Raw genomic sequence first — 20,485 nt, forward strand, 5'->3', positions numbered from 1 at the left:
TCTTCTTTTACTGTGGAATTTCTCTGAGAACATTATCGCAGAAGGTTTCCGAGACCTGTTCTTTCAGCTGGGTGCCGTCTGACAGTTCACAGATCGGTCCTGTCGGAATGTCACTACAGTTTTTACCTGCTTGCTCACAAGTGAAATTTCCATTACCATCCGGAACCATTACGTATCCCGGTACAATAGCTTTGTTTGTCTGATTTGCCATCTTAGTGGCAAATGCTGTTCCTGTTCCTAGTACCACTAGTAAAGCAGGGAAAAGGATTTTTTTCATAAAATGAAATATTTAGTGCTGCCTACTCTGTTGATCGGTTTTCGGCTTCCCCGATTTAATATATTGAGATAATGCTTTTGTCATTTTATATTGGGTGAGTTCATTATTATGGATGGTATACAGATATTTTTCGGTTACAATGATATCATTGAGTGTATGATCATCTTTCTTGAAAATATAGACGCTGCCTACATAACTTTGGGAATCAATGTCGTAGACATCCAATACATCTGATTTTTTCCAGGCTTTTCTCGATTCGTGTCTGCCCATCAGGCTGGATTGGACGAAAAGTAAATTTTTGTACACCACGGATCTGATATTGACCTTTAGTGCCGGTGCTTTCATCTTGTAAGTGCCGTCAGAAAGCTTCGTAGTTTTAATCTGGACAGTTTTTACGGTATCAATGGTTTTTACAAACTGTTGCACCTGCATACTGCTGTTCATGACAATTGTCTGATTTCTGTAAGTATAGGTATATAACAGTTTTTTCGTATGCGATTCGTAGGCCATGCTTCCGTCGACGTCGAACAGACCATCGGTCTGTTTCTTTAAAACAGTTGTTTTTAATTGTAATTTCTCAGGACTGTCAATATCAAGTAGTCCCAGAACCAGATGATTGCTTGGACGTATCTGTGTCCTAATGGCAAAACGGGAAGAGTCAATGACCTTGAGATCATTAAAATACGCGTCTTTGTAACTTATTCTTGTAGTAGATTCGGTCCCAAGTTTACCTTTAAATAAGATAGGTACCGACCCGTCATAAATATAGAAATGATTGTCCGATACTATTTGCCTGATATTTTTATAAGGATGATCTGTTTCTATTCGGGCAGAGGTAACCGCTGTTCGATGCATTGACGAGTCGATTGTGAGGAGCTGCTGCGGATATTTCTGGTTAGACAGATAAATGTTATGATCATCAAACCCAGCAAAATAATAGAAACCATTGTCCAAATGTACTGATTGATGTCGGATGACAGGGTGCTTGATAAACCGCCTTGTAAAATTATTTTCTTTTTTAATGACATGCTCCGAGGAAAGAAACATACCTATTATCAAAATAATGCTCAGTACGATTGATGTTGATACCGTTATAGCAGTTTTTGATTTCCGGACAGGAATATTCTTTTCTATTAAGAATAAGGCAATAATTATAAGTAATACACATATTGCATTAAAAACTAAATGTTCAGTCCAGCCCAGTTTTTCGAGAATTCCTCCACAGGAACAGGGAACAAAGTCACTATAGTTGAGAATGATGAAAATATAGGCTGTAAATGCTGACATTAAAAAAAGTGAGAGGTATAAGCCAGATCGTCTGCAGATGGGAACCAACAATAAGATGAAAGCAATCCATTCTATTATAATGACGCTGTAAGAAACAAAACCTGCATAAGCGCTGAGAAGTGGTGATTGTGCTAATTGAATCTGAAATCTTTCAAATTCAAAAAGTTTACTTACACTCGCGTACACAAATAATACAATAAAAAAGTAACTTACAATAGTAGGGAATATGTTGGAAAAATTTTTCATGCTTTGTTGTTATTATGTTTAACAGATTTGAACCAGTCTCCATTTAATCTTCCATCCGCAATATTCAGGCATCGGTTCACCCTTAAAGAGGGTCACAGTTGTTTTGAAATTCCCCATACTTTCCCAGATGCCACTCTTTGGACATGGTAAGCCTGTAACAACTGATATGGAGATATGGGGAATCATATTTTTTTGTTTTTAATCCTGAGTAAGCCGCCAATTATCACCGTCTCTGACAGGAGGATCTTTTGTTCCAGGATCTTCAATGATTTCTATGGATTTAGCAGAATCCTGTTTCATTACTAAACCATTTATTGTGGGCTCTGATTTTTCAATATATTCACTATCTGAAATCATATCTTCATCTCGATGGGTGCAGTTTTGTAGACAAACTGCTGCGATGATTATGCTAAAAAATGGGATAAACTTTTTCATTTTGATAATTTTAATTGGGTTATCCCGGCCGGATTATATTAGAATTCTGATGTCAAAATTATCCGGCTTATGAGCTAAAAAAAACTGTTATATGGCTCTATTTTAAAATTGTTACGTCTCAATTTTAAAATTAATACATAAGAACATCAGAGTTTAAGTGGCTGTATTTGCATGTTTTACAGGATTTTTATGTTTCTATTATTTAATTCATTGAAATTTGATTTATTTAAAACATAAATGTTTATTTTTGAGATGGTGAGGTTCTAAATATCAGTCTATGAAAAAGTTTTATTGCTTTCTCATCTTATTTCCTGTTTTTTCACAATTTTTATTTTCACAAAAGAAAGAAGAAAAAACTTTCAGTGAAATTAGAAAGCCTTATGAAAAAATGGCAATAGATGACATTCATGCAATGCCTTATGTAAAACTGTACATTGAGAAAGCAAAAAACGAAAATAATTTTTCAAAGCTGATTCAAGGGTATAGAGATGCAAGACAGTTTGATTATAAAAACAAGATGAAGTATGCTGACAGCGCACTTACTGTCAGTTTGCAGCATGGAAGCCAAGATGACATCAGTAAAGAATATTTAAGCAAGGGAATCATCTATTATTTTTATCAAAAAAAAATTAAGCTGGCTTTAAATGAATACATTAAAGCCTATACGCATTCAAAAGGCTCAAAAGATGAGTACCATAGGTATAAAGTCCTTTATCATTTAGGAATTGTAAAAAGTCATTTGGGCTATTATGATGATGCCATGAAGCATTTTCTTGAATGTATTTCATTTTATAGGTCAAAGCTGAATGAAAACCATCATGAAAATGAACAGTTTAACTATGAGAAGGCGTATCTCAACTGCTTACATCAATTGACTGTACTTAACAGATATCTGCATCATTTTGCCAAGAGTGATAGTTTAAGCAATTTAGGTTATCGGCTAACTGCCAATAATAGTGATTTTGTACTTGAAAAAAGCTATTTCCTAAAATGCATCGGAATTTCCAGATTTCATCATAAAGATTATGTTGGTGCTCAGGATCACTTACAAAAATCTTTACCCAATATTCTAAAGAGAAACGATTTCGCCTGGGCTTCTGTAGTATATTATTATTTGGGTAAAACGTATGAAGCGCAGGATAGTATAAATAGGGCTGTAGGATGTTATAACAAAATAGACTCTATTTTCAATAGACATGATTTTATACTTCCAGAGGTCTATAAGAGTTATCACTATCTTATCGATCATTATAAAGATAAGGATGTCAAAAAACAGCTTTATTATACCAATCAGCTTTTAAAATCTGACAGTTTAATTAGTAAAGATTTTCCCTATTTATCTTTGAAACTTCATAAAGATTTTGACCGGCGTACACTGATGGATGCAAAAGAAGAAATCGAGAGATCCAGTAGTAAAAAAATAGTATTGGCTCAGATACTGATTGTTTCAGGAAGTGTAGTTCTTGGTTTTTTTGTTGTCCGGTATCGAAGAGATCAAAAGATAAAAAAACAATATCAGCTTCTCCAAAAGAGAATTGCTGAAGGAAAATATAATATGAATGATATTTTAAGAGAAGAAATGATACAACTGCCTGTAAGAAAGACTTCTCTTACCCCGGAAATAGCCTTAGAAATAAAAGAAAAACTTCAGAAGTTTGAGCAGGAGCAACATTTCAAAAAGAAAGGAATTACGCAGAAAAGTATTGCTTTAAAGCTGGGAACCAATTCCCACTATCTTTCGGTTTACATCAATGAACAAAAAGGGATGAATTTTAATAAATACATGGCTGAACTGAGAATTAATTATATCACTAACCTACTTAATACCAACAGTAAATATTTAAATTATACCATCGAGGCTCTGGCTGACGAATGCGGTATAGCGGCACGCCAGAACTTTTCAAATCTGTTCTTTGATATCAATGGGATCAGACCTACCGATTATATAAAGAATCGGAAAAAGGAGCTGGGTATTAGTTGATTAAGTCATGCTTTAGGTAATTTTTGTAAATTCCTTAAAAAAGGACATGGTAACAAAAACTATTTTTAAAAGAACTTCAAAGTTATTGGAGGATCTGGACCTAAAGATTAACGAAGTCAATGCTGACGGAAATAATCTGATCAAAATTTCAGAAAAGGCATTACTTATTATTGATGAGTCGATAAGGAAATTAAAACTTCTAGTTTCCAACCACCATTTTGATCATATTGCTGAAGAAGTATTATTTTTTAAAAAACTGAAACCGCAGTTTATTGCAAAATTTATTTATTATTCTGCAGTACTGGATATTGAATCTCATAAACCGGCTGCCGGAAATAAGGCATTGAAAAAATATTATGAGGCAGAGCAGGAGAAGTTAAAAAGCTTTTATGTAGAGCATTCTGAATTTTACAGTTATTATAAACGGGAAGCGACCTATCTTGATCATAAAATATTTGTTCGCAATTCCTACGACCTAAAAATGAAGTTATCATCCGGATTTTATAATTATGATCCAAGTTTTACAACTTCCCACGATCATATGATCGCCAGATTTATTTCCAATGAGCAATTCGATCAGTATTTAAAGATGCAAATCGAAAATTCAAATGATAACTTTACCACAAAAGTATTTTCTCCTTTGAGCTGGTCGGGATCAAAGGTCGGACTTATAGAGCTTATCTATGCGCTCTACCAGATGCGTTGTTTTAACGGCGGTAATATAGAGTTAAGCGAAGTCATAAAATTTACAGAAAAGTCATTGGATTGTGATTTAGGTAACTTTCATAAAACCATCTTTGAAATCCGTAACCGAAAACAGGGGCCAACCAAATTCCTTCAATTGGTGAGTGACAATTTGAATCAATATTTTATGAACAGTGATGCTGAGTAACATACATATAAATAGAAACCTCAATTCGTATGGTATTTGAGGTTTCATTCTTTAATCCGATTTCAATAAATGTTGCAAATCAGGATCATTTTTTATTCGATCCATTTCATCTGTGATGATATTTAGAATATCTGACTTAATTTCTCTGTAATTATCCTGAATCTGCCTGGTCATAGAATCATTCCCGTCTTCATCAATAAAGGATCGGATCGGCGGTATCTGCTGAAAGCTTTTCGTTTCTTCAGAAAGCTTAGCATTGTCTACGACGATCTCGGAATGAAAAATCTTCTGCTGAATCCTTTCATCAAAGTTATCAGATACAGCACCCACAAAAAATCCCTGGGTCAGGGTAGAGATCTTCGAAGCAGGAATAAGACTGTCCAATTGAGTAGAAATAGAGGTGGAAGTATCATTCCTGTTGATGGATATACTCTGTCTTTTCTGCAGTATTTTTCCAAAACGGTCAGATAAGGTTTTGGCTGTTTCCCCAACCACCTGACCGCTGAAAATATTGCCGACCGTATTCTGAATGACTTTACTTTCCTTATCTCCATAATCTCTTGTCAACTGAGAAAAATCCTGGAATCCGAGACATACGGAAACTTTATTACTTCTGGCGGTAGCAATTAAATTATCCAGTCCTCTGAAATAAATGGTAGGCAATTCATCAATAATCACTGAACTCTTCAACTGTCCTTTTTTATTGATTAGTTTAACAATTCTCGAATTGTACAGCCCAAGAGCAGCAGAATAAATATTCTGACGATCAGGATTATTTCCAACACACAGAATTTTAGGCTCATTGGGGTTATTGATATCCAAAGAAAAATCGTCTCCGGTCATTACCCAGTATAATTGTGGTGAGATCATTCTTGACAAAGGAATCTTTGCGGAAGCGATTTGCCCCTGCAACTGATCCTGTGCACCGCCTTGCCATGCATCCATAAAAGGAGATAGGTAGTTTTCTAATTCAGAATAAGAGGTTAATATCGTAAAGACCTCTTCATATTTTTTGTTCAACAGTTCAATAGCGTGTGGAAAAGTGCAGTATTTGCCGTTCTTGTATATCTTAAGAAACCATATGATGGCAGCTAGCAGTATGATAGGACTCTCAACAAAGAAATCGCCCTGTTTTTGTATCCAGCTTCTGTTCAGGTTTAACATAATGGTGTAGGCAGCTTCGTATGCATCCGATATATCCGTCATAAAATCGGGGTTTAAAGGATTACATCGATGGCTTTTTTCGGGGTCGTCAAAGTTGATGATATAGAATTTCGGCTTTACGGTATAAGCATCAGAATGATTGAGAAGATGGTTGTATGCAATAGTAGACAAATCATCGAATTTAAAATCATAGATATACATGGAAAATCCTTTTTCGATATGTTGTCTTATATAGTTGTTGACAACAGCATAGGATTTTCCTGAGCCTGGAGTTCCTAAAACAATGGTGGCACGAAAAGGATTAACCACATTAATCCATCCCTGATGCCACTTCCCCTGATAATAGAACTGTGTAGGAAGGTTAACAGAATATTCATTATAGAGTAATTGGGTTTCCTGTTGAAAACTTTCATTCTCATTGTTAAAAACATCGGTCATTAAGTTTGTTTTGAGTAAACGGCTTATCCAGACTCCTGCCTGCATCAAGAAGATGTATCCGGAGCCGGTAGATAGAATATAAAGTAGAGCTGTAAAGCTGGTACTCAGTTGTAAAATAATTGAGTTTAAAAAGAATAATACAAAACCAATAGAAAAAGCAATACTAATTTTTTTCCAAGTGATCTTTTCATTTTTTACGCCTTTGTTACCAAGACAACTCAAACCCAACAAAACAATTGCGAAGAGTTTAGAGTAGATGGTATGAGAAAATAACCCTGCTGTTTTGTTAAAATTATAAAGTATCTTATTGATGAGTTCCAGTGTCCATTGTTGCTGTGCAAAAAATCCATAACAAAACCAATACAAATGCATTAGTACCATAATAATACTGACCGCTCTCATAAATGCCATGATTTTGGCAAGTCCTCTTAAATCGTCTTCACCCTGCATATCACATTTTAGAAGCATAAATACAGGATCAGGTATTCTCAATTATAAATGCGCCGTTGCAGGCATATATTGGCTGACTATGGTTCTGAGAGTATAATTATAAAGATAGTTTATCAAAACGAGGTTATTTTTTTCTTCTTTTTCTTTGTCGCTTTTTCATTTGTGATTCAAAAATTTGTTCCTCCTGATCCCGCTGGTTATCCGAAGATAATAAACCGCTAAAAAATCCGTCAAATACTTCGTAGCTGTTATTGTTGAAGAAATGTTCTGAAGATTTTTCAAGCGATATATGATTGTTAGAACTATTATATGAATTGGTTTCAGGCTTTGTTTCTATCTCATTCCATAGTTTGTTGAATGCGTTGGCTGAAAGCTCTTTACTCAACTGTGAACCATTCCAAACAGATTTGGAGTTATGGTCTATGAATGTAATTCCGTATATTCTTCCATCATCATTCTTTCGTATGACTGTAGCGATTCCCTGTTCCAAAAGTTGAATCTTAAAAGAAGCTTCCGATTTACTTGTGCTGAGGGCGGTTTCTATAGTTCTTTTAAGTATGAGTTTTGAAGCATCATTTTTCATTTTCACTTTTGACTTCTCAATGAGGACCTGAATATTTTCCAACCCTGCCTGTTTGCCAAAAAGGGATGATTTAAAAGGGGAACTTATTTTTTTTCCATTTTTATCTGTAGCAAAATAGACCATTCCTTTTCTCATTTTACCATGCAGTTCTCCGTTAATTTCTTCAACGGTGATATTGAATTGAGAGAGTAAAGCGTTATATGCACCTATACTTTGAAAGCTGTAGGTTTGAGGCATGTGTCTTATTACTGATGATAATTGTGTTTTGATATTCCCCTTAGTATAATCTACAGGTTTAAAAATAGAGTTTTGATTTAAACTTCCATTCTCACCAGCAACCTTCAGGTTGTATTGTTTTTCCAATTTCCTGCAGACTTCCATTGATTGGGGGTGATCATATCGATCTGATATTTTCTTTCCATCGATCTGGACGCAGGTGGTAACGATATGAATGTGAGTCCTGTCAATATCAGTATGTTTAAAAACAACATACGGTTGATTTCCATAACCCATTTCCTGCATATATTGCTGAGCCATTTCCCGATAATCTTTGTCATTAACCTTATCTTCAGGATCAGGATTAAGTGAGATATGTCTTACCGGTTTTTCAGTTTTGTTATTGGCAATCAAGTAGGGTTCAAAGTACTGATGAAAAAAATTAACCGAATAAGGTCGATCCCACAAATCAGGAATCTTATTAGTGAATAAAACCGTTCCTTTTTCGTTGTCCACCTTCTGTTGATTGTAGATAAGAGCACCCCATAGGTTTTCACCTTTTCCAATTTTAGCGATCATTTTTCATAATTTTTTTGAATATGGTTTTGTTCAAATTCATTGGTGAGTTCTATAATCTGCTTACAAATTAAAGCTAGTTCTCTGGTATGATTTTCCAGTTTAAAGAGATAGAAAGACGCTTTTTTCTCAGAAAAGTTTCGGTATAAAATTTTTACAATCTGATTATAATTGTTTCCAATCGACTGGAATTGGTAGAAGAATTTGGTCAATTGGGTATGATAATCTATTGTTGAAATATCCACTTTTACAATTTTTAATTCTTTCTGAAATAAAATTGTTGTAATAAATTTCGCTTTGTTACTCATTCCGGAAGCCTCATATAAATTTAAAAACTTTATATTTTCCTCATCCGTAAGTCTAAATACATGCCTGTTTTTACTTGGATTAAGCTTGGGCTTACGCCCGCCTTTGCTTTTTTTATTTAGGTCCATCGCATTTAATTTAATATTAGTAAAATCATGACTTCGGAGTGATTTTTAAAGCCCCAGCCAGGGCAAGTTGTTTTGAGGCACGAAAAAAGTTATGAGGCACTCAAAACATAACTTGCTCCTTTCGGGTGAAAGGAAATTTCAGCAAGAATATATATTTAATGCTTTAAAGCATTAAAAACAGTCCAACTCCAAAAAACTCCTTAGTCTTCCAACACAAAGTAAGCTTGTATGATATAGAAAAACAGAATGTTAGACAAAGCCATAGACTGACACTTTACGCCAAAAACTACCATTAAGAATATTTCGAAGAAGAAATCGTATTCATTTGTATCAGATTGAAAGCGGGACTTCCCAACTGCAGATTTGACAGAAATCTTGAACAGCAGAACCCCTGCATGCCAGCTTTCCGGAATTCCAGCCGTCATGATAACATTTTTGAGAGGCAGGGATCAGGAAATCCGTTTTTCAGGACGGACGGGCGGTATTCAGTGAATGTTGATAGAAGTCAATACAGAAATCAGGAATCCCGGTCGGTATTACTGAGAGCATTGCTGACAGCCTTTTTTCAATCATTCTATCAAATTATGTTTAACAATTTAAGCAAAATGAAAACAAAGAACCAACCCACAATTATTGCATTTTCCACTCAAAAAGGAGGGGTAGGAAAAAGTACATTTACCACACTTATGGCAAGTCTCCTTCATTACCGGATGGGGTACCAGGTCGCTGTATTTGACTGTGACTTTCCTCAGTACAGTTTACTCCAGATGAGAGAGCGGGATTTAAAAATGGTGATGCAGAATGAGATTTTAAAAAAGATCGCTCACAAACAATTTACGAGTATTAATAAAAAAGCGTATCCCATTTTCCAGAGTAAAGCCGACCAAGTTTTAGAGGATATAGATGCTTATGTTGAAGGATCTGAAACAATTCCTGATGTTATATTTTTAGATCTACCGGGAACTGTGAATACCGCCGGGATTTTAAAAACTTTGACGAAAGTCCATTATATTTTTTCTCCCATTACTGCGGATCGTGTTGTGCTGGAAAGTACGTTAAGTTTCACCCATGTTCTGACCAATGTATTGATGAAAGAAACTCAAACGGGAATTCGGGCTGTATATCTATTCTGGAATCAGGTGGATGGAAGAGAACGGACGTTGCTCTACAAAAACTACAGTAAAGTGATTTCAGATTTAAGACTGCCACTTATGGAAACAAGTATTACAGACAGTAAAAGATTTCGGAAAGAAGGAGAGTCGACATCAAAAACGGTTTTCAGATCAACATTACTGCCTGCGGATCTTAAGCTGCTGACTCAATGCAGGCTGGATCAATTTGTAGAAGAATTTTTAAGAATTGTAAAACTATAAATTATGGAACAGGACAATAACAATGAAGATAACGTTATCGATGAACAATATCTGATGTCCATTATGGCAGGAAGTTCCCAGAAAGAAGTTCCTGTTAAAAATGCAGATTCCCAAAAGCAGAGAGTTGTAACAAAAAATAAGTTGAATACTAAGAAATCCTCAGATATAAGCTATATGGAGCAGTTTCTTACTCATCATACCATGACTAAGCGGGGTGATAAAAGTATCTATATCCGTCCTGAATATCACGAGCGCCTCTCACGCATTATTCAAATCATTGCCGATGACCAGATTTCTCTGTATGCTTATCTGGATAATATACTGGCATATCATTTCGAAATGTTTGAAAAAGAAATTACTGATGATTTCAATAAAAAATACCGTCCCATTTTTTAATATCATTTTATGGAAAAAATAATCATTATAGGTTTATTAATCGCTATCATTCTAATTCTTCTCGACAGAAGATTCCCAGTCAATGTCCGTGCGAAAGATAGGGGTAATACTAAGAAAAATTCTCCATCTATAATGGGAGATAGTAAGCAAACAAAAAGAAAAGGTTTGCCAGTTGAAGCCACTGAAAGCCACCTTGAATTTACTTCATTAGCAGAAGATAATTTTGAATCAGAAACCAGGAACGGGAAAGCTGAAGATGTAACCGAGAATAAAAATCTTGATGATATTCTAATCATGGATAATTGGGGGCAGGAGGAAGAAGATTGGAAGTATCAGGACTCTAATATCGAAAGCGGGTTTGCTACAGGGGTTACCTTTCAGGAATTGAGTACTGCGGGTCAGCTGTTACAGCGGAAAATGCTGGAACCTGATTTAGAACAGCAAGCAGTTGCTATAATTCAAAAAATTCATGGGACGGAGCTTTTTGATCTTTTGGAGAATTCGTTGGGGGAGGCTTCGAAGCGTATTTCAAATTTGTTAAGTCAGAATGTTGAAGGCATATCTTCCAGTTACAAAGATGGTCTTGAAGGTTTCGATATTGGGGAGTTTGTTTAGGCAAATTCCCCTTTTGTTATTAAGAAGTTTAAACTAAGATCTGTTATCAAACAATTCGTGCAGTTTTTTCTGCAGAACCTTTTTGTCGGGAAGCTGCATTTTGTATTCAGAAACCATTGTCGGAGAAAGACTTCTACTCAGCGCATATTCTACTACTTCGCTGTCTTTGTCTTTACAAAGCAGTACGCCGATGCTTGGATTTTCGTTCTGACGTTTAACATCCCTGTCCAGCGCTTCCAGATAAAAGTTAAGCTGACCCAGATGTTCGGGTTTGAATTTATCTGCTTTCAGTTCAAAAGCGACAAGGCATTGCAGCCCCCTGTGGAAGAATAAAAGATCGATATAAAAATCAGAGTTTCCTACCTGCACTTTGTACTCTTCGCTGATAAAAAGGAAATCCCGTCCTAATTCCAGGATAAAATTTTTCATCTGCTCGATCAAACCTTTTTGGAGATCGTTTTCATTGAATGTTTCAGGCAGATTTAAAAAGTCAAATACATAGCTGTCTTTAAATGTATTGGCTATATCATCGTTAGTTTCTCTCAACACTGTTGAGAGTTTTGAATTTCCAATCATCGTTCTTTCAAAAAGGCTGCTGGATATCTGTCTCTCTAACTCCCGGAAGCTATAATTTTCCTGTTTGGTCAACTTGATATAAAATTCCCTTTCCTCGATTGATTTACATCTGGAGAATATGGACAGATTATGAGACCAGCTGATTTCTCTCAACAGTGTTGAGATTCTTGGAAATTCCTTGTAAGTCTCATAAAACTGCTTCATTCTCCAAAGATTCTTATCCGAAAAACCTTTTAGTTCAGGTTCATGAGTCTGGATAAACTGAGAAAGTTCTTTAACCACAGATTGTCCCCATTCACTCAGCTCTACCTTTTTGCTGATATACTCACCAATATTCCAGTATAGATCGATGAGTTCCTCATTGACTTTTCTTATCGCATTATTACGAGACTGTTTGATGAGCTCAATAATATCTGTGAACCTTTTATCCATGATTTCTTTTTTTTGAAATTCCTTACAAATTTACAATTATTTATACAGGAATTCTGACTGGCGCACGGTTCTTTAACAGCCAAAAGAGTCCATCCACTGCCATTCCTGTTACTGAGTACCTAGACTCGGACATCTTTGTCATCAAGCCCGTAAAGTGCGGGTTTCATAATCAAAAAATCTATTCATTATGAAAAAACAAAGAAAAAAAATTCTGTATGCTGTTTTAACATTGGTAACAATTAATTCGGTATTCGGCCAAGGCAATGGTTCAGCCGGAATTAACGAAGCTACACAGATGGTCACCTCTTATTTTGAGCCGGCTACCCAATTAATTTACGCCATAGGTGCAGTAGTAGGATTGATTGGAGGAGTCAAGGTTTACAACAAGTTCAGCAGTGGTGATCCTGACACCAGTAAAACCGCTGCAAGCTGGTTTGGAGCATGTATCTTCCTCATTGTTGCAGCGACAATTCTTCGCTCATTCTTCCTTTAAATGAAGACTATGAATACCTATCATATTAATAAAGGAATAGGGAGGACAGTAGAATTTAAAGGGTTAAAAGCGCAATACCTCTTTATCTTCAGTGGAGGACTCTTAGGAATATTGATCTGTGTAATGATTATGTATATGGCAGGCGTCAATACGTATCTGTGTTTAATTCTTGGAGGAATCAGCAGTGGACTTCTTACCTGGCAGACTTTCGCACTGAATAGAAAATACGGTGAGCACGGTCTGATGAAAATAGGTGCTCAAAAAAAGCATCCGAAATATATCATCAGTCGTAAGAGTATTTACCGGTATCTGAAAATTAACCGTAAAAGAACAAACATATGAGAAATTCTTCCAAGGCAGCCACTCTGGAAAGTAAATTTCCACTGTTGGCGATTGAAAATGATTGTATCATTTCAAAAGACGCTGATGTTACGGTTTGCTTTAAGGTCAGACTCCCCGAACTTTTTACTGTCGCTTCCGCTGAGTATGAAGCCATGCATTCCGCTTGGTTCAAAGCCATTAAAACACTCCCGGATTTCACTGTGGTTCACAAACAGGACTGGTTTATCAAAGAAAACTACAATCCTGATTTGTCACAAGAAGACCAGAGTTTTCTTTCCAAATCATTTGAAAGGCATTTCAATGAGAGGCCCTTTTTAAATCATTACTGCTACCTGTTTATCACAAAAACAAGTAAGGAGAGAATGCGTATGCAGAGCAACTTTTCATCACTCTGTAAAGGAAAACTGATTCCGAAAGAGATTAAAGACAAAGAAGTCATTAGTCGTTTTCTTGAAGCGGTCGATCAGCTGGAGCGGATAATGAATGACAGCGGTTATATCCATTTGGAAAGGATGACAGAAGATGAGATATCAGGAACTTCAGAGAGGTCAGGACTACTGGAACAGTATCTGACTCTATCCCGTGAAACCAATCCATCATTGCAGGATATTAAGCTGGGATCTGAAGAAATGCGAATCGGTAATAACCGAATCACTATGCACACCTTATCGGATACTGAGGATTTACCAAGTACTGTCTCATCACATAGTCGTTATGAGAAGTTAAGCACAGACCGCAGTGACTGTTTACTGTCTTTTGCTTCTCCGGTGGGACTTCTGCTCAGTTGTAATCACATTTATAACCAATATCTATTCATCGACAACAGTGATGAGAATCTGAACAAGTTTGAAAAATCTGCTAGGAATATGCATTCTCTGGCAAGGTACAGCAGAGCCAATCAGATCAATAAAGAATGGACTGAAAAGTATTTAAATGAAGCACACTCTTATGGTCTTCAATCTATCCGCGCTCATTTTAATGTGATGTCATGGTCTGACAATCCTACTGAACTCAAGCAGTTAAAGAATGATACGGGAAGTGCTCTAGCCTTGATGGAATGTAAACCTCGTCACAATACTACTGATACGGCCACTTTGTATTGGTCAGGAATTCCGGGCAATGCAGGTGATTTTCCGAGTGAAGAAAGCTTCTACACATTCATCGAACCTGCTGTGTGTTTTTTTACAGAGGAAACCAACTACCAGGATTCACCTTCACCTTTTGGGATCAAAATGGCTGACCGTTTGACCGGAAAACCGATTCATCTGGATATTTCAGATCTGCCGATGAAACAGGGGATTATCACCAATAGAAATAAGTTTATCCTTGGTCCATCGGGCAGTGGTAAATCATTCTTTACCAATCATATGGTACGGCAATATTATGAGCAGGGAGCGCATGTATTGTTGGTTGATACTGGAAATTCCTACCAGGGATTATGTGAACTCATTAAAGGTAAAACCAAAGGAGAGGATGGAGTATATTTCACCTATACAGAAGACAACCCTATTGCTTTCAATCCATTCTATACTGATGACGGCGTTTTTGACATCGAAAAAAGGGAGAGTATTAAAACCTTGATTCTGACCCTGTGGAAAAGAGATGATGAGCCACCGACCCGTTCAGAGGAAGTGGCCCTGTCCAATGCAGTCAGCGGATATATCGAAAGGATTAAAACGAATGAACAGCATTCTTCTTTTAATGGGTTCTATGAGTATGTCAAAGAAGATTACCAGAATGTACTGGAGCAGAAGAAAGTCAGGGAAAAGGACTTTGATATTGCCAACTTTCTTAATGTGCTGGAACCTTATTACAGAGGAGGGGAGTATGATTATCTGCTCAATTCAGAGAAGCAGCTGGATCTTTTATCCAAGCGTTTCATTGTCTTTGAAATCGATGCCATTAAAGATCATAAAATTCTGTTCCCTATTGTGACCATTATCATAATGGAAGTCTTCATCAATAAGATGCGAAGACTCAAAGGAATCAGAAAACTGATCCTCATCGAAGAAGCCTGGAAAGCCATTGCCAAAGAGGGGATGGCTGAGTACATCAAGTATTTGTTCAAAACGGTGAGGAAATTCTTCGGGGAAGCCATCGTAGTAACTCAGGAAGTCGATGATATCATTCAGTCACCGATTGTGAAAGAAAGTATTATTAACAATTCAGACTGTAAAATCCTTTTGGACCAGCGAAAGTATATGAATAAGTTCGATGATATTCAGGCGATGCTGGGATTGACTGACAAGGAGAAATCTCAGGTACTTTCTATCAATATGAACAACGATCCGCGAAGATTGTATAAAGAAGTATGGATTGGATTGGGTGGAACACACTCTGCAGTCTATGCGACCGAAGTTTCTACCGAAGAATATCTGGCCTATACCACCGAAGAAACGGAAAAGATGGAAGTGATGAATCTTGCATCGGAACTTGACGGCAATGTCGAACATGCCATCAAGAGGATTTCTCTTAAGAGAATCAAATTGAATACAAAAGAAAATTAAATCATTTAAAAATTGACAACAATGAAAAATTTAATCATTAAAACCTTAATGGTAGCATTTTTTGCTGCCGTAACCTATACAAAAGCACAATTTGTCGTAACAGACCCCGCAAACCTGGCTTCAGGAATTTTGAACTCAGCCAATGAAATCGTGCAGACTTCATCAACGGTATCTAACGTTGTTAAGAACTTCAATGAAGTTAAGAAAGTATATGAACAAGGTAAAGAGTATTATGACCAGCTGAAAGCTATCAATAATCTGGTCAAAGATGCCAGAAAAGTTCAGCAGACTGTTCTTTTGGTAGGTGATGTTTCGGAGATGTATGTGAATAATTTCGGTAAAATGCTGAATGACCCCAACTTTAATGCTCAGGAATTAGCTTCTATTGCCAATGGTTATTCTGCGCTTCTTACCGAGAGTACGGAGCTATTGAAAGAGCTCAAAGAGATCATCACTTCTAACGGTCTTTCTCTGAATGATAAAGAAAGGATGGATGTTGTTGATCGGGTGTATAAAGAGGTCAAAGCGTATCATAATCTGGTACGATACTATACCAATAAAAATATTTCGGTCAGTTATCTCAGAGCAAAAAAACAGAACAACACCCAAAGGGTGTTAGATCTTTACGGAACCTCCAATCAAAAATACTGGTAAGATGGAACCGAATAACTTACACGAAGTACTTCGTTCCGTTTATGAGGAAATGATGCCGATGTGCGCCGATATGGCTGCTGTGGCAAAAGGAGTCGCAGGATTAGGTGCTTTATTCTATGTAGCACTAAAAGTCTGGCAGTCATTGAGCCGTGCAGAATCGATTGATTTGTTTCCCATGCTGAGACCTTTTGCCATAGGTATCTGCATTATGTTTTTTTCGACATTGGTACTAGGAAGTCTTAATGGGGTAATGAGTCCCATCGTTGAGGGAAGTCATTCAATGCTGGAGAATCAGATCTTGGATATGAATGAACTGCAGCAGAAAAAGGATCTTTTAGAACGGGAAGCGATGCTCAGGAATCCGGAGATGGCTTACCTGATTTCAAATGAAGAATTTGATAAAAAGCTGGAAGAGCTCGGATGGTCACCATCGGATCTGGTCACGATGTCCGGAATGTATATTGAACGAGAGATGTTTGCCATCAAAAAAGATATCAGAGATGGTTTCCGGGAGTTTCTTGAAATATTGTTTCAATCGGCAGCCTTGGTTATTGATACGATAAGGACATTCTTTCTGATAGTGCTTTCAATCTTGGGACCAATAGCATTCGCTATTTCAGTTTGGGATGGATTTCAGACCACTTTAAGTCAATGGCTGACAAGATATATAAGTGTTTACCTATGGCTGCCTGTTGCTGATATTTTCAGTGCCATTCTTGCCAAGATACAAACCTTGATCTTGGAACGGGATATCGAAATGCTCGCAGATCCCACCTTTATTCCTGATACCTCCAATACGGTATACGTCATCTATATGGTGATTGGGATCATAGGTTATTTTACGGTGCCAACGGTGACTGGCTGGGTAATTCAGGCAGGAGGAGCAGGTAATTTCATGCGTAATGTGAACCAAACTGCAACGAAATCAGGCAATGTAGCGGGAGCAGCAGTAGGTTCTGCTACAGGGAATATTTCAGGAAGATTATTAAAATAAAAATACAGTTCTATGGAATTTAAAACGTTAAGAAATATTGAGAGCAGCTTCAAGCAGATCCGCTTGTTTACATTTGTTTTTGCGGTGTTGTGTTTTGGAGTTGTAGGGATTGTGGTATTCAAATCCTATCAGTTTGCCGAAGAGCAGCGTCAAAAGATCTATGTGCTGGATAACGGCAAATCATTGATGGTAGCCCTTTCACAGGATATGTCGATCAACAGACCTGTAGAAGCAAGAGAGCATGTGAGGCGATTTCATGAATTGTTCTTCACCATTGCCCCTGATAAGAATGCTATTGAAAGTAATGTAAAAAGGGCTTTTAATTTGGCTGATCAATCCGCATTCAATTACTATAAAGACCTTCAGGAAAAAGGCTACTATAACAGAATCATTTCCGGTAATATCCAGCAGAGAGTTGAGATAGACAGTGTCGTTGCCAACTTTGACAGTTATCCTTACGGCGTAAAAACTTATGCGAGACAATTCATTATCAGATCCAGCAATCTTACCATAAGAAATTTAGTTACCAACTGTTCACTGGTTAATTCTGTAAGGTCTGACAGCAATCCGCAGGGATTTACGATTGAAAAATTCAACGTGATTGAAAATAGAGATGTCGACACTGTTGAACGCTAATAAGACCGATATGAAAAAACTAAGAGATACACTCGAAAATTATGTTGTAAAGATTGATACACACTGGAAATCTCTTCCGGTAGAGCAGCAAAAATTCCTGACCAAGGTTCTCTTTGGTAGTTATGTTTTGATAACCGTCATCGTCATTGTCAATATCTGTATTTCTACAGGTCAAAGAAGTAATACCATGTCTATCAATCATATTGACGGCATTTCTAAGAAACCTACCGAAAAAGGATCGAAGCATAATGAAATAGTAAACTCATCCACTAAAAAATAGAATATGAAAGATTCAGAGAAAATTAGAGTGACAGAAAATGATCTCTCCCAAAATTCTAACGGAGTGAATGATCATCCCAAGGCTAAATGGGAAAGATTAAAGAAACCTTTCATCTACTTTTTGATGGCTGCTGTATGTGCATCTTGCTTTTATCTCATCTTTAAGCCCAAAACCGATCATACCATTATGGAAGAGGCTGGCTTTAATGCAGCTATTCCACAGGCAGAAGACGGTCAATTGCAGTCTGATAAGCAAAAGGCTTATGAGCAGCAGTTATTAGAGCAAAAGAATGAAGAAAAGAGAAGTTCAATAACAACTTTATCAGATTACTGGAATGACCAGAACTATAATAGCAACGCACCTTCTTCAACATCCACTAGAAGTGTACTTCAGCAATCCGATCAGAATGCTCTGAACAGTTATCGAAATGCACAGCAGACCTTAAGCTCATTCTATAATCGGGATAATCAGGAGGTCAATAACCTAAGGAAAGAAATTTCAAGGTTAAAGAATGAGTCAATGCAAAATCATGCTGTTCCTGCGGGTCTGGGAATGAACGACCAGTTAGAGCTCATGGAAAAATCGTATCAAATGGCTGCTAAGTATCTTCCAACGACGCCAAAGCAGGAAAAACCAGCAGAAAAAGAAGAGGTCGAAAAGTCAACGGAAAAGAAGGTTAAACTGACTTCAGCAATACCGGTACGTTCCAATGTTGTTTCCTCATTATACAGAGACCGGTCGGATAGTGCTTTTATCGCAGGTTTGAATCAGAATAGATTTTATGACAGTCAAAATGATTCAGAAAACTCAGTTCAAACAAAAAACGCAATAAGAGGTGTGGTCTATGAAACTAAGACTTTGGTCAACGAAAGTACATTATCTATAAGGCTTTCAGAAGCGATGAAAGTCGGACGAGCTGAAATTCCAATTGGGAGCTTACTGATTGCAGTAAGCAAATTTCAGGGCGGGAGGCTTCAGTTAAAAATATCTTCCATTCAATCTCAAGGTAATATCTATCCTGTAGAAATCAATGTTTATGACACTGACGGTCAGATGGGATTGTATGTTCCTTATTCAGCGGAGCAGAATGCGGTAAGCGATATTGTAGCTAATATTAGCCAGACTTCAGGCACCAATATTATGATGACCCAATCTGCAGGACAGCAGATTGCAGCTGATCTGAGCAGAGGAGTAGTACAGGGACTGTCGGGTTATTTTCAGAAGAGAGCCAGACAATTGAAAGTAACTGTAAAAGCTGGCCATCAAGTCTTACTCTTACCCAAAAATAACTAATCAAAAAAATTAAAAATGAATACACAAAAGAGTCATTATATTCTCATTATGCTATTACTTCTATTAGTAAGCAAGGCATTTGGGCAGGATTCCGTGACAACCTATTATTCCTTGGAAGAAGGAAAATTAGAGCCTTTCAGGATACAAGTTACCTACAATAAAACCAGCCATTTGATATTTCCTACATCAATACGATATGTTGACCTGGGAAGTGACCTGTTGGTTGCCAATAAGGCAGAGCCTATAGGAAACGTTCTTCGGGTTAAGTCAGCTGTCAGGGATTTTGAAGAGGAAACTAATTTTTCGGTCATTACTGAAGATGGAAAATTTTACAGTTTTGATGCATCCTACAGTTCTTATCCGGAAATACTCAGCTATAATTTAGTAAAACTTCAGAGAGGTATTGAACGACAGTATGCTGATGTATTATTTGAAGATCTTAAAGGAAGCTCAACTTCTCTAACCTGGCTTATTATGGAAAGTCTTTACAATAAAAGCAACAGGACTATTAAACATATTGTTTCAAAAAGCTATGGAATTGAGTTTTCAGTCAGGTCACTGCATGTGAATGACAGCAAGTTTTATTTCACATTGCAGGTTAAGAATCAAAGTAATGTGGGGTATGCTATTGAACTGGTCAATTTTAAAATTGTCGATAAAAAGAACTTAAAGCGAACGGTTGTTCAGGATAAGATTTTAGAGCAGATTCGTACCTATTTCCCGGAAAGGATAGTAGCTGATCATTCAGACAGTAAAGGGATTTATATGCTTGATCAGTTTACGCTCTTAAAAGATCAGGTTTTGGAAATTGAAATTCTGGAAAAGAATGGGGGAAGGCATCTGAAAGTACAGCTTGAAAATGAAGATCTGGTTCATGCAAGATTGATAAATAATTTAACCATTAAAACGGAGTAA

The 20,485-nt window shown here is 36.8% G+C and carries 23 protein-coding genes; 14 read left to right on the top strand and 9 right to left on the bottom strand.

Annotation, left to right across the window (positions count from 1 at the left end):
- Nucleotides 1-7: 7 nt before the first annotated feature.
- From FW781_RS00095 to FW781_RS00105, 4 genes are read right to left on the bottom strand one after another with little or no spacing between them, the layout of a single operon-like run.
- Nucleotides 8-277 carry a DUF6520 family protein gene (locus FW781_RS00095; protein WP_076597476.1) on the bottom strand — a complete coding sequence of 90 codons (270 nt, stop codon included), beginning with the start codon at nucleotides 275-277 and terminating at the stop codon, nucleotides 8-10.
- A 12-nt stretch (nucleotides 278-289) separates the two neighbouring features.
- Nucleotides 290-1,810 (bottom strand): MauE/DoxX family redox-associated membrane protein, encoded by a 1,521-nt coding sequence (locus FW781_RS00100; RefSeq protein WP_228720097.1) that lies wholly within the window; start codon nucleotides 1,808-1,810, stop codon nucleotides 290-292.
- Nucleotides 1,811-1,828: 18 nt separating this feature from the next.
- Entirely contained in the window at nucleotides 1,829-1,996 is a 168-nt protein-coding gene (locus tag FW781_RS22235; protein ID WP_172625630.1) for a hypothetical protein, read from the bottom strand.
- A gap of 12 nt (nucleotides 1,997-2,008) precedes the next feature.
- Nucleotides 2,009-2,245, bottom strand: a complete 237-nt coding sequence (locus FW781_RS00105) for a hypothetical protein (protein WP_149385562.1) — start codon at nucleotides 2,243-2,245, stop codon at nucleotides 2,009-2,011.
- A 277-nt stretch (nucleotides 2,246-2,522) separates the two neighbouring features.
- Between FW781_RS00105 and FW781_RS00110 the strand changes: the two genes are divergently transcribed.
- On the top strand, nucleotides 2,523-4,226 hold the full coding sequence (locus FW781_RS00110) for a helix-turn-helix domain-containing protein (protein WP_149385563.1): 1,704 nt from the start codon (nucleotides 2,523-2,525) through the stop codon (nucleotides 4,224-4,226).
- A gap of 46 nt (nucleotides 4,227-4,272) precedes the next feature.
- The gene (locus tag FW781_RS00115; protein ID WP_149385564.1) at nucleotides 4,273-5,118 is read left to right on the top strand and encodes an RteC domain-containing protein; all 846 of its coding nucleotides are present in this window, start codon (nucleotides 4,273-4,275) and stop codon (nucleotides 5,116-5,118) included.
- Between the two features lie 51 nt (nucleotides 5,119-5,169).
- Here the strand turns inward: FW781_RS00115 and mobC are convergent, their stop codons facing one another.
- The 4 genes from mobC to FW781_RS00135 form a co-directional block, all read right to left on the bottom strand.
- The gene (gene mobC, locus FW781_RS00120) at nucleotides 5,170-7,170 is read right to left on the bottom strand and encodes a conjugal transfer protein MobC (RefSeq protein ID WP_149387322.1); all 2,001 of its coding nucleotides are present in this window, start codon (nucleotides 7,168-7,170) and stop codon (nucleotides 5,170-5,172) included.
- 124 nt (nucleotides 7,171-7,294) lie between these two features.
- Complete coding sequence (gene mobB, locus FW781_RS00125) at nucleotides 7,295-8,548, bottom strand: conjugal transfer protein MobB (protein WP_149385565.1); 1,254 nt, start codon at nucleotides 8,546-8,548, stop codon at nucleotides 7,295-7,297.
- The gene (gene mobA, locus FW781_RS00130; RefSeq protein ID WP_077416162.1) at nucleotides 8,545-8,979 is read right to left on the bottom strand and encodes a conjugal transfer protein MobA; all 435 of its coding nucleotides are present in this window, start codon (nucleotides 8,977-8,979) and stop codon (nucleotides 8,545-8,547) included. The genes mobB and mobA overlap by 4 nt, the downstream gene beginning before the upstream one ends.
- Before the next feature lie 200 nt (nucleotides 8,980-9,179).
- Nucleotides 9,180-9,404 (bottom strand): hypothetical protein, encoded by a 225-nt coding sequence (locus tag FW781_RS00135; protein WP_149385566.1) that lies wholly within the window; start codon nucleotides 9,402-9,404, stop codon nucleotides 9,180-9,182.
- A 180-nt stretch (nucleotides 9,405-9,584) separates the two neighbouring features.
- On the opposite strand from FW781_RS00135, the gene FW781_RS00140 reads away from it, so the two are divergent.
- The 3 genes from FW781_RS00140 to FW781_RS00150 are packed head-to-tail and all read left to right on the top strand — an operon-like array spanning nucleotide 9,585 to nucleotide 11,363.
- On the top strand, nucleotides 9,585-10,352 hold the full coding sequence (locus FW781_RS00140; protein WP_149385567.1) for a ParA family protein: 768 nt from the start codon (nucleotides 9,585-9,587) through the stop codon (nucleotides 10,350-10,352).
- Between the two features lie 3 nt (nucleotides 10,353-10,355).
- Nucleotides 10,356-10,748 carry a DUF3408 domain-containing protein gene (locus FW781_RS00145; RefSeq protein ID WP_149385568.1) on the top strand — a complete coding sequence of 131 codons (393 nt, stop codon included), beginning with the start codon at nucleotides 10,356-10,358 and terminating at the stop codon, nucleotides 10,746-10,748.
- Between the two features lie 9 nt (nucleotides 10,749-10,757).
- Nucleotides 10,758-11,363 carry a hypothetical protein gene (locus tag FW781_RS00150; RefSeq protein ID WP_149385569.1) on the top strand — a complete coding sequence of 202 codons (606 nt, stop codon included), beginning with the start codon at nucleotides 10,758-10,760 and terminating at the stop codon, nucleotides 11,361-11,363.
- A 33-nt stretch (nucleotides 11,364-11,396) separates the two neighbouring features.
- On the opposite strand, the gene FW781_RS00155 is transcribed toward FW781_RS00150, so the two are convergent.
- The gene (locus tag FW781_RS00155; protein ID WP_149385570.1) at nucleotides 11,397-12,371 is read right to left on the bottom strand and encodes a PDDEXK nuclease domain-containing protein; all 975 of its coding nucleotides are present in this window, start codon (nucleotides 12,369-12,371) and stop codon (nucleotides 11,397-11,399) included.
- A gap of 187 nt (nucleotides 12,372-12,558) precedes the next feature.
- On the opposite strand from FW781_RS00155, the gene FW781_RS00160 reads away from it, so the two are divergent.
- Genes FW781_RS00160 through traN form a run of 9 tightly spaced genes read left to right on the top strand, consistent with a single transcriptional unit; the run spans nucleotide 12,559 to nucleotide 20,485 of the window.
- On the top strand, nucleotides 12,559-12,864 hold the full coding sequence (locus tag FW781_RS00160; protein ID WP_077416170.1) for a DUF4134 domain-containing protein: 306 nt from the start codon (nucleotides 12,559-12,561) through the stop codon (nucleotides 12,862-12,864).
- A gap of 9 nt (nucleotides 12,865-12,873) precedes the next feature.
- A complete protein-coding gene (locus FW781_RS00165; protein ID WP_077416207.1) occupies nucleotides 12,874-13,206 on the top strand; it encodes a DUF4133 domain-containing protein in 333 nt (110 codons plus the stop codon).
- Nucleotides 13,203-15,713 carry a TraG family conjugative transposon ATPase gene (locus FW781_RS00170; RefSeq protein ID WP_149385571.1) on the top strand — a complete coding sequence of 837 codons (2,511 nt, stop codon included), beginning with the start codon at nucleotides 13,203-13,205 and terminating at the stop codon, nucleotides 15,711-15,713. Before FW781_RS00165 ends, FW781_RS00170 begins: the two co-directional genes overlap by 4 nt.
- Before the next feature lie 21 nt (nucleotides 15,714-15,734).
- Nucleotides 15,735-16,367, top strand: coding sequence for a DUF4141 domain-containing protein (locus FW781_RS00175; RefSeq protein ID WP_149385572.1), 633 nt, complete (start codon nucleotides 15,735-15,737; stop codon nucleotides 16,365-16,367).
- Between the two features lies 1 nt (nucleotide 16,368).
- Nucleotides 16,369-17,361, top strand: a complete 993-nt coding sequence (traJ, locus tag FW781_RS00180) for a conjugative transposon protein TraJ (RefSeq protein ID WP_149385573.1) — start codon at nucleotides 16,369-16,371, stop codon at nucleotides 17,359-17,361.
- A gap of 12 nt (nucleotides 17,362-17,373) precedes the next feature.
- The gene (traK, locus tag FW781_RS00185; RefSeq protein ID WP_149385574.1) at nucleotides 17,374-17,997 is read left to right on the top strand and encodes a conjugative transposon protein TraK; all 624 of its coding nucleotides are present in this window, start codon (nucleotides 17,374-17,376) and stop codon (nucleotides 17,995-17,997) included.
- Nucleotides 17,998-18,007: 10 nt separating this feature from the next.
- The gene (locus FW781_RS00190; RefSeq protein WP_228720098.1) at nucleotides 18,008-18,277 is read left to right on the top strand and encodes a hypothetical protein; all 270 of its coding nucleotides are present in this window, start codon (nucleotides 18,008-18,010) and stop codon (nucleotides 18,275-18,277) included.
- Nucleotides 18,278-18,280: 3 nt separating this feature from the next.
- Nucleotides 18,281-19,570 (top strand): conjugative transposon protein TraM, encoded by a 1,290-nt coding sequence (gene traM / locus FW781_RS00195; RefSeq protein ID WP_149385576.1) that lies wholly within the window; start codon nucleotides 18,281-18,283, stop codon nucleotides 19,568-19,570.
- Between the two features lie 15 nt (nucleotides 19,571-19,585).
- Nucleotides 19,586-20,485 (top strand): conjugative transposon protein TraN, encoded by a 900-nt coding sequence (gene traN / locus FW781_RS00200; protein ID WP_149385577.1) that lies wholly within the window; start codon nucleotides 19,586-19,588, stop codon nucleotides 20,483-20,485.

Source organism: Chryseobacterium panacisoli, assembly GCF_008274625.1.
GTDB lineage: Bacteria > Bacteroidota > Bacteroidia > Flavobacteriales > Weeksellaceae > Chryseobacterium > Chryseobacterium panacisoli.